Below are 8,039 nucleotides of genomic sequence, written 5' to 3' on the forward strand. Positions count from 1 at the left end.
TCGGCGGGGTAATGCTTCATCCCCACGGGGACTCCGTTCTCCTGGACCCATCAAGATCCAAGTGTCTCCGGTGTCCAAATCCGGGGTCAAGGTCCTCCAAACCGCGAGACCCTTCCGTGGACTCGAACGACGTAGGACCGCTCCGAGCACTTGAAGATCTCCCGACGTTCAGGGGGCCGACATGTCCGGCCGCAGAGCGCAGGGCACAAGCCGTGCGGGCTGCACTGCCCAGGCTGCCCGTGTGCGACCCCTCCCGCGCCTGTCCTGGCCCGCCCCCCCGGGGCCAGGGGCGGTAGTAGGCGCTACTGGCCAGACCGGTGTGGCGAGTCTGGTCGCCGAGCAGCGCGACAGCCATGGGGTTCATCGCCAGGGTGTCGACCAGGCCGCTTCGGCCGTCACCGGCTGGCCCCGGTCGCAGCGGCGGCCTGCCCCTTGGCCGCCTGGTCATGGCGTTCGGGGATCGTGACAGCGACTCCCCGGCGCCACAGCAGGTGGCGGATCGCCCGGCTCGAACAGGCGTTGTCGCCCAGACAAGCGCTAGCAGACCCGGTCGAAGCCGCGGGTGGCTCCGGCGGTGTAGCCGTTCCAGTAGGCGGCGCTGTGGTCCGCGCTCTTGTCGACCTGCGGTCGCACGTCACAGTTGGCCCGGCCCGCTTCCTGACCCGCGCGGAAGCCGGCCTGGAAGCCCTGCTGGTAGTCGCGCCTGTTGTTCTGCGGGGTGGCGTTCGGCGTGGGCTGGGGTGTGGTGCTGCCGGGCGCGGCGACGCGCTTGCAGTTGACGAATACGAACGGCTGGTCCTCGTTGACCGCGAGGACGGTGTAGTCGACGTTCTTCTGGAAGCGGGTCAGCTTGAAGTTGCCGCTCGCGTCGACGTTCAGGTCTTGCGTGCTCTCGCCGTCGTTGAGCTTGCGCGGGGCGGTGAAGCCCTCGCCGGTGATGGTGACGGACATGCCGTTGGCCGCGGGTGTGACGGTGCAGCTGGCGGCCGGCACTGCGGCGACGGCCGCCGGCGCGAGGAAGGCCGCCCCGCCAAGGGCGACGGAGGACGCGAGGAGCGAGCTGATCAGGGTGCGTCGCGTGCGTTGCGTGCGTCGGTGCATGAGGCGACTCCTGTGAGACGGGGACGGCCGTGCGGCCGCCGGCCCCCCTTTTTTCATCCTGCGCCGACCGCCGCGGGGTGTCGACCGGGCCGGTCGCGGTGCGGTGCGGGCGGGCGCACCCTGGAGGTCTGGATGATTGATTCCAAGGGGGTGGCTGCACGGACGCGAGAGTGCCCGCTCTCAGCGTGTGACCAGGCCCGGCTGGGCTTCGCCTCCGAGGCCCGCCGGCTACGCCCTGCCCACGCCCCCCTGCGGCTACCTCTTCCCGTACCTGCCCCAGCAGCCGGGCCGGAACAAGCGCCTGCGGCGGTCCGGGGAGCTGGTCAGGCTGGTCCTACGAGAGCCGGCCCACCGACACCGTCCTGTGGACGGACGACGTGTGGACGGTGGACTCCACCCCCGTGGAATGCGGACGCTCCCGCGAGACCGCGAAGCTCTGTGACATGCCTCCAGGTGGGCGGTGGCCTGGCGGAAGCGGCAGACGGCGCTGTCGCGGTAGACGATCCGGCGGCGCAGGCCGGGCACGGAGCCGGAAGGGTGGAGACGGTGGGCAGGGGGCTGTCGGTCCCCGGTGTTAACGTCGCCACCATGGCAAACCGTTCATATCTCTACTCCGCGGACTCGGTGCCGAACGAGGCAGGAATCCCCCAGCGGATCCGATGCATATCCGAGCACAACGGGGACATCCCGCTCGCGCACAAGCTCATGGTCGGGCGCGGGACGACGATCGTCCCGTCCATGATCTGGAACCCTCCGGTCGGCATCGCCGCGGACTACGTCGACGGAGCGGCCCTGCTCCGCGACCTCCTGCGCGCGGTCGGCGAGGGCCTGGAGGACGACGCCGAATTCGCCGAATGCGTTGCCAGGACCACGGCCCACCTTGAGAAGCAGCAGGCGAAGTACTTCGTCCTCGAGACCGGTGAGATCGTCTCGATGTCGGGCGACGATCCGGCAGCGAGCGTGCGACGTCTGGCGTCCGAGGACATCCCCGACGCCGTCGCCAAGGCCGAGATGGCGATCGCCGGCCACAACGACGACTGGCTGGCCTCGATCCGATCCGACTGGCAGAGGCACTTCGCGTCCTTCTACAGCGAGGCGCTCTACTTTTCCTTCCCTGACTGACCGGGCCCGCGGTGTGCCCCTCCGTGCCGGAGTACCGGGGGAGGTGACCGGCGGTGGGCGTCCACGCCGGCCGCGTAGGACAGGGCGCGCCGCCTTCCGGCACCAGCCGCTCCACCATGACCATCCCGGGGCCGGCCACGTCGGCACGCCGGTTGAGACGATCCCCCAACGACGCCTACTGCAGTAGTTTCAGGGCCGCGGTCGCCAGTCGTTGAGCGGTGAGGTGCTGTTCGTCGGCTGGCAGGATGAGATGGCTGATGGTCATGCGGACGATGACGTCTGCGGCCAGCTCCACCGACTCCGTCTGCTGTTGCGGGTATCGCGTGGCCAGCCAGCCCTGGACGAGGATGTGGCCGGCATCGAAGATCGGGTCCGCTCGGGCGGTGAGGTAGGGCAGGAGGCTGTCGGAGCCCTTGCGGGCGGCGGTGATGACGGCATGTATGAGCGGCTGTTTATCGGCCTCCTGAAGTACGTACAGGATGGCCGCCCGGAGGCAGTCGTGGGAGTCGGGCACGCCGGGGTAGAGGGTATCGGCCACACCAGTCAGAAACTGTCGGGTCTCGAGGACCACCAGCGCACGGCCCAGGCCGGCGCGGTTGCCGAACTCCTTGTACACCGAAGGGCGCGACACTTCGGCGCGGGCGGCGACGGCCGACAGGCTGACCCGGTCCCAGCCGGCCTCACATGTGAGGTCGCGAGCGGCGTCCAACACGCGCTGCCTCATGTGCTTGCGCCAGGCAACGCGCGGGGGGTCAGGCACCGGCCCACCGGTGAGTGCCGCCGCTTCGATCCGGTGTATTGCCGCCGCCATGGTGACCAGTCTGCCAGTCTGCCAGCGGCCGAGGCCCGTCCGGCGAACGGAGTCGTAAGCGGGGTCCGGGAGGCAGGCGCGCGGGGGTGCCGACCCTGGGGGCGGGTCGGCACCACGTTTCGGCCACCCCGAGTGATCCGCTGGGATCAGGAGCGCTTGCGCCGTGCTGCGAAGAGGAGGCCGCCGCCGAGGGCGAGGACCACCGCCGCGATACCGAGGGGGAGCACCGGGCTGGAGCCGCCCGTCTCTGCGAGCGGACCGCTCGCGCCGTGCGGCTTCAGCCCGGAGCTGCCATCGGTACCGTCGCCGGCTTGCCCGCCCGGTGAGCCGGCGGGGCCACTTCCGGCGGACCGGCCGCTCCCGGCGGTGGCGTCACCTTGCCGGCCGGGGGAGGAGTCGGCGGAGGCATTTCCCGCGGCACCGCTGCTCTTGGCGCCGAAGCCGTAGGCGCCCCGGTCGGGCGCCCCGCCGGCCCGGCGGGCTCCGGTGAAGTCGGTGGTGACGGCGGCGAACGGCGTACCCGAGCCGACGGCGGGGGAGCCCTCGCTCAGCCGGAAGTCCGCATCCGCTCCGGTGCCCGTCTTGGCGAACTTCGGGTCTGCGATGACATCGTTCGGGCCTTGGACCTCGGGGGCCTTACCGCCGAAGTAGATGTTGTGGTCGTAGGTGACGTCCACATTCCGGGACTTGCTGTTCGTCGCCTGCCCCGGCCGGCCGTACGCGATGTTGTTGAGCAGCCGCACGTCGGTACTGTCATGCGCGAAGATGTTGGCGTAGCTCTCCATACGGGTGCTGCGCCCGTTCGCGTAGGCCGTGTTGTGGACGATGTCGACGTGCTGGCTCTTGTAGGAGTGGATGCCGGAGCCGCCGTTGTCGTACGAGAGGTTGTTGGCGACCAGTACGCGTCCGCTGTAGGCGGGGTGATCGGCGTCACCCTTGAGGGTGTCGATGATGATGCCGTTGCCGTCGGAGTAGCATCCGCACTTCTCCCATTTGATCTTGGTCTCGTTGTCGTGGACGCGATTGCCGGTGATGCGGATCTTGTACGTCCTGGCGTCGCCGCCACCCACGTCGCGCGGGGTCAGGACGGAGATGCCGCTGGTTGCGTACACCGTGTACCAGGACGTCCCGAACACGTGGTTGCCGGAGATGGTCACGTGGTCGGAGCCGATGGCCGATATGCCGCCGCCGGCGCAACCGTGCACCTCGTTGCCGGTCACCTCGACGTGGTGCGACGGCGCACCCGTGGACCGGTCCTGTTCCACGGAGATGCAGTTGGTGTTGTAGGTGGGGTCGCCCTTCTTCGATTCCCGTTCGGCTCCGACCAGGGTGAGGGCTGCGTTGTTTCCCTTGACCTCCAGGTTTTTGATGGAGATGTAGGAGGCGCCGTGAACGCTGATGCCGTTCCACGCCTTCACCGGGTGGATCACCGGATGGTGGCCGGGATGAGCGGTGAAGGTAACGGGGGCTCCGGGGAGGCCGGAGCGCTTGATGGTCAGCACGTTTGACCCCTCCGAACGCTCGGAGTACGTGCCGTTCATGATCGAGACGGTGTCGCCCGGCCCGACGCTGTCCGCGGCCTTCTGAAGGGTCCGGAAGGGAGCTCGGGTGGACGTGCCCGAGTTGCTGTCGTTGCCGCTGGGGCTGACGAAGTACGTGCGGGCCGCGGCGTGTGCCGTACCCGCTCCCACGGTGGCGAGGCCGAGCGGGGCGGATGCAGCGAGCAGTGCTGCGGTCAGGGCGAGGGTGCGCGTGCGTTTCACTGTTGCCTGGTCTTCCAGTTCGTCCTGGCGAAGCGGCTGGTGCCCTCCGCGGGCCGTAGCCGCGAGCAGAGAGCGCACAAGGAGGCATTTCGTCCGTATCGCCACGCCGGAGGCAAGGCGCCGGGTGGTGAAGCCCGGAGGTGTGGCGCTCCGAAGTCCGCTGTGAGGGGGGTGAGTTACCCGAGTGACAGTCCCAGACTCAAAAAATGAACGCAACCCCGGACTATGTGTAAACGTTCTGACAGTACGTCACACAATGGCTCGGTCTGACTGGCGCCGCGGAGGGCCGCAGGGTGCTCGGCCTGCCTGCCGGGTCACAGCGCGGCGGCCCGGAAACCGGGATGGGCTGGACGCCGTCAAGTTCACCGCCAGGTCGGGCCGGGCGGTGGCCGCCGGCCACATCAGGCGGCGCGGCACAGCTCCGTCATGTCCGCAGCCCCCGCCCCCGGGGCGCGTACCGGACGCTGCGGGGCGCACGGCGCACGGCGCACGGCGCACGGCGGGCGGGGGCGGGGTCCTCCGGCGCGGCCGCACCGGGCCCTCCGGCCCTCGGCGCAATCGCCGGCACCCTGCCCCGCCCGCACCTCCTCGTCCTCAGCCGCCACGACACCCACTGCCGACTGCGCCCGGCCGGCCGCTCCGTACCGCCGCGCCCGGGTGCCGCCCGGCAGGTCGCCGGCCATCCCACCGCGGCCGCGCCCGGGCGCCCGTGGACGGGCGTGAAGTTCTCTCATGCGTGGGGGAGTCGCGGCGTCCTCGGCACCACCCTCGTCCACCCCATCCTGGTCGCCGAGGTCATCGCACCGGTGGGGCGAGTGGGAGTACGGTCCCAGGAACCGCGGCGAAGGCTCAGCGCGAGGTGTCGAGCACCAGCTTGCCGACCGTCCTGCGTGCGCGGAGGTCTTCGTGGGCCCGAACCGCCTCCGCGAGTGGGTAGACGCCACCGACCTGAGGCGTGAGGCGTCCGTCCTCGACCATCTCCAGCAGCTCGGACAACGGCTCCCGGTACATGCCGGGGCGGCCGATCGCGTGCATCAGCCAGAAGCCGACGACCGCCCGGGACCGGCCCATCAGCTGAGCGGCGTGGACCGGCTCCGGCGCCTGCCGGCCGGCCATGCCGTAGGTGACGAGCCGGCCGAAGGGCGCGAGGGCGGCGAGGGACTCCTCGAAGACCCGGCCGCCGGCCATCTCGAGGACAACGTCGACCTTCCGGCCCCCGTTGGCCTCCACCAGCCGGTCCTTCAGACCCTCCGCGTCGGCGTCGACCGCGACGTCCGCGCCCAGGGCGAGGGCGAGGTCACGCTTCTCCTGCGTCGAGGCGGTGGCGATGACACGCCCGGCCCCGAACATCTTGGCGAGTTGGACGGCGAGCGAGCCGGTACCCCCGGCGGCGGCGTGCACTACGACCGATTCGCCCGGGGCGACGCGTCCGCTCGTGCGGAGCAGGTGCCAGGCGGTGAGGCCCTGCACGATCAGGGCCAGGGCCTGTCCGTCGCTCACCGCTTCGGGAACGTCAATCGCCAGGTCCTTCCGCACCACCGCCTTCTCGGCGTAACCGCCGTAGTTGTCCGCGAGGGCGACGACCCGCCTGCCGTCCTCCGTGCGGCCGACCACCTCTCCGCCCGGAATCATGGGAAGGGTGGAACGGGACAGGTACGAGTCCTCGACCGCGTGCGTGTCCGCGTAGTTGACGCCGGCCGCCGAGACGTCGATCAGCAGACGGCCGGTCTCCGGACGGGGGTCGGGGACCTCTACCAGTCGCAGCACTTCCGGCCCGCCGAATTCGGTGACGTGTATCGCCCGCACGGTCGCTCCTCACTTCCAGCCCGGCCCGCAGGTGCTCTGCGGAGCCCACGCTGCCACGCTCTCACCGGGCAAGAGGCATTACCAACCGCTCAGTATGTGAACTGTGTCACGCAAGAGGGTTGATCCGTCCCCGCGCCGGGAGCTGCGGTGGTGATGGCCCAGGCGGGTAGCGCGGCGGATCAGGGAACGCTTGGCGGCCGGTTCGGCGCGTCGCCCTCGCAACCCCGGTGGAACAGGCAGGGCTGCCGTGGGCCGAATGCGTCACTGAGAGCGAATGAGCGAATGAGCGAATGAGCGAATGAGCGAGGGCGAAGCGGGCGTGGCCTGCTGCGCTTCGGTCCCCCGGGGCGCCCAGGAGGACAGTGCCGCAGCAGTGCTGGTACGGCTACGCGCCGGGATGTGCGCCGGGGCGGCTACCGCTGGGCGGGTGAGGCTGAGTACTTGGCGTGTAGGGGCGAAGTGCGTGGCAATGCTTACCAGTATGACGACGCATTCGACTAGTACCACGGAAGTACGGGTCGGCGTGCGACCCTTCGCCGAAGTCGAAGAGGTGTTTCGGCGGCTGGAGGCCGAGGCGGCCGGACCGGATCAACAGACGCAGTTCTCTCGGGGAGCCCTGACCGGGTACCTGTGGGCGCTGGGGCGTGGCGGGCCCGCGCCGATTACTGCGCAATCGGTGGACGAGACACCCGCTCTGAAGGATCTGACCGCGGAGGTCGACGCTGCGACGGTCCAGATGAAGGATTCCACCCAGCGCACCGTCCCTCGCGACTACATTCACGGGGTGCGCGACGCACTGGCCTGGGTGTGCGGACACACCGACCAGCGCCCCTGAGAGGACGGATGGTCCGGGAAGCCCGTCGACACCCCCGACCCGTACGTCCTCAACGGCACAGGGAGGCAGGGCTACGGGACGGGAAGGTCCGGCGCCTTGCACGGCGGCAGCGAGCGGCATGAGGAGGTCCTCGCACGGCCTGCTCCGCGAGGCGGGCGCGGGCCGCGCGGGTCTTCCAACGCGCCGAGCCTGCGGCCGTGGCGATGGCAGTGACCGCGCCGGCGGCCCGCTCCCGCTCCACGGCCACCCCCACCCGCCGGGCCCCCCGGACAGCAGGCCCCGGCCGAACCCACCGTCCCCGCCCACCGGCAGCAGGCGCTCGGCCCCGTATTTCACAAGGGCACGAGGGACACGCACGCTGTTCTGCCGGCGGCAGAACACCGACCGAACCCGGCCCGACGGCCACTACAGTCCCGCCTCATGACGACGATCACGACGCGTACCGTCGAGTACCCGGCGGACGGTTTGACGATGATCGGGCACCTCGCGCTCCCGGCCGGTACCGACCGCCGGCCCGCGGTGCTGCTCGGACCGGAGGGCATGGGACTGAGCGACGTCGAGCGCCGCCGGGCCGATGCCCTCGCCGAGCTGGGATACGTGG

Annotated in this window: 7 protein-coding genes; 3 read left to right on the plus strand and 4 right to left on the minus strand. The window is 70.4% G+C overall.

Annotated features, from left to right (window positions below; all coding sequences use genetic code 11):
- Positions 1-537: 537 nt before the first annotated feature.
- A complete protein-coding gene (locus tag ACFWU6_RS33105) occupies positions 538-1,101 on the minus strand; it encodes a hypothetical protein (protein WP_383810277.1) in 564 nt (187 codons plus the stop codon).
- Between the two features lie 588 nt (positions 1,102-1,689).
- On the opposite strand from ACFWU6_RS33105, the gene ACFWU6_RS33110 reads away from it, so the two are divergent.
- Positions 1,690-2,223, plus strand: a complete 534-nt coding sequence (locus ACFWU6_RS33110) for a hypothetical protein (RefSeq protein ID WP_383985114.1) — start codon at positions 1,690-1,692, stop codon at positions 2,221-2,223.
- A gap of 175 nt (positions 2,224-2,398) precedes the next feature.
- Here ACFWU6_RS33110 and ACFWU6_RS33115 read toward each other — a convergent pair whose 3' ends face one another.
- From ACFWU6_RS33115 to ACFWU6_RS33125, 3 genes are all read right to left on the minus strand, one after another.
- Positions 2,399-3,034: a TetR family transcriptional regulator gene (locus ACFWU6_RS33115; protein ID WP_383985117.1), complete on the minus strand. Its 636-nt coding sequence runs from the start codon at positions 3,032-3,034 to the stop codon at positions 2,399-2,401.
- A 146-nt stretch (positions 3,035-3,180) separates the two neighbouring features.
- On the minus strand, positions 3,181-4,797 hold the full coding sequence (locus tag ACFWU6_RS33120; RefSeq protein WP_383985120.1) for a right-handed parallel beta-helix repeat-containing protein: 1,617 nt from the start codon (positions 4,795-4,797) through the stop codon (positions 3,181-3,183).
- Between the two features lie 849 nt (positions 4,798-5,646).
- Positions 5,647-6,603, minus strand: a complete 957-nt coding sequence (locus ACFWU6_RS33125) for a zinc-binding alcohol dehydrogenase family protein (protein ID WP_383985123.1) — start codon at positions 6,601-6,603, stop codon at positions 5,647-5,649.
- 481 nt (positions 6,604-7,084) lie between these two features.
- Between ACFWU6_RS33125 and ACFWU6_RS33130 the strand changes: the two genes are divergently transcribed.
- Entirely contained in the window at positions 7,085-7,438 is a 354-nt protein-coding gene (locus ACFWU6_RS33130) for a hypothetical protein (protein ID WP_383810290.1), read from the plus strand.
- Positions 7,439-7,858: 420 nt separating this feature from the next.
- Positions 7,859-8,039, plus strand: a 181-nt coding sequence (locus ACFWU6_RS33135; protein ID WP_383985126.1) for a dienelactone hydrolase family protein, incomplete at its 3' end; no start/stop codon positions are given.

The organism is Streptomyces sp. NPDC058674 (assembly GCF_042716505.1).
In the GTDB taxonomy this organism is placed as follows: domain Bacteria; phylum Actinomycetota; class Actinomycetes; order Streptomycetales; family Streptomycetaceae; genus Streptomyces.

Coding starts and splice junctions, on each gene's coding strand:
- ACFWU6_RS33115 (WP_383985117.1), bottom strand. CDS start 3,034: ATGGCGGCGGCAATACACCGGATCGAAGCGGCGGCACTCACCGGTGGG.
- ACFWU6_RS33110 (WP_383985114.1), top strand. CDS start 1,690: ATGGCAAACCGTTCATATCTCTACTCCGCGGACTCGGTGCCGAACGAG.
- ACFWU6_RS33105 (WP_383810277.1), bottom strand. CDS start 1,101: ATGCACCGACGCACGCAACGCACGCGACGCACCCTGATCAGCTCGCTC.
- ACFWU6_RS33130 (WP_383810290.1), top strand. CDS start 7,085: ATGACGACGCATTCGACTAGTACCACGGAAGTACGGGTCGGCGTGCGA.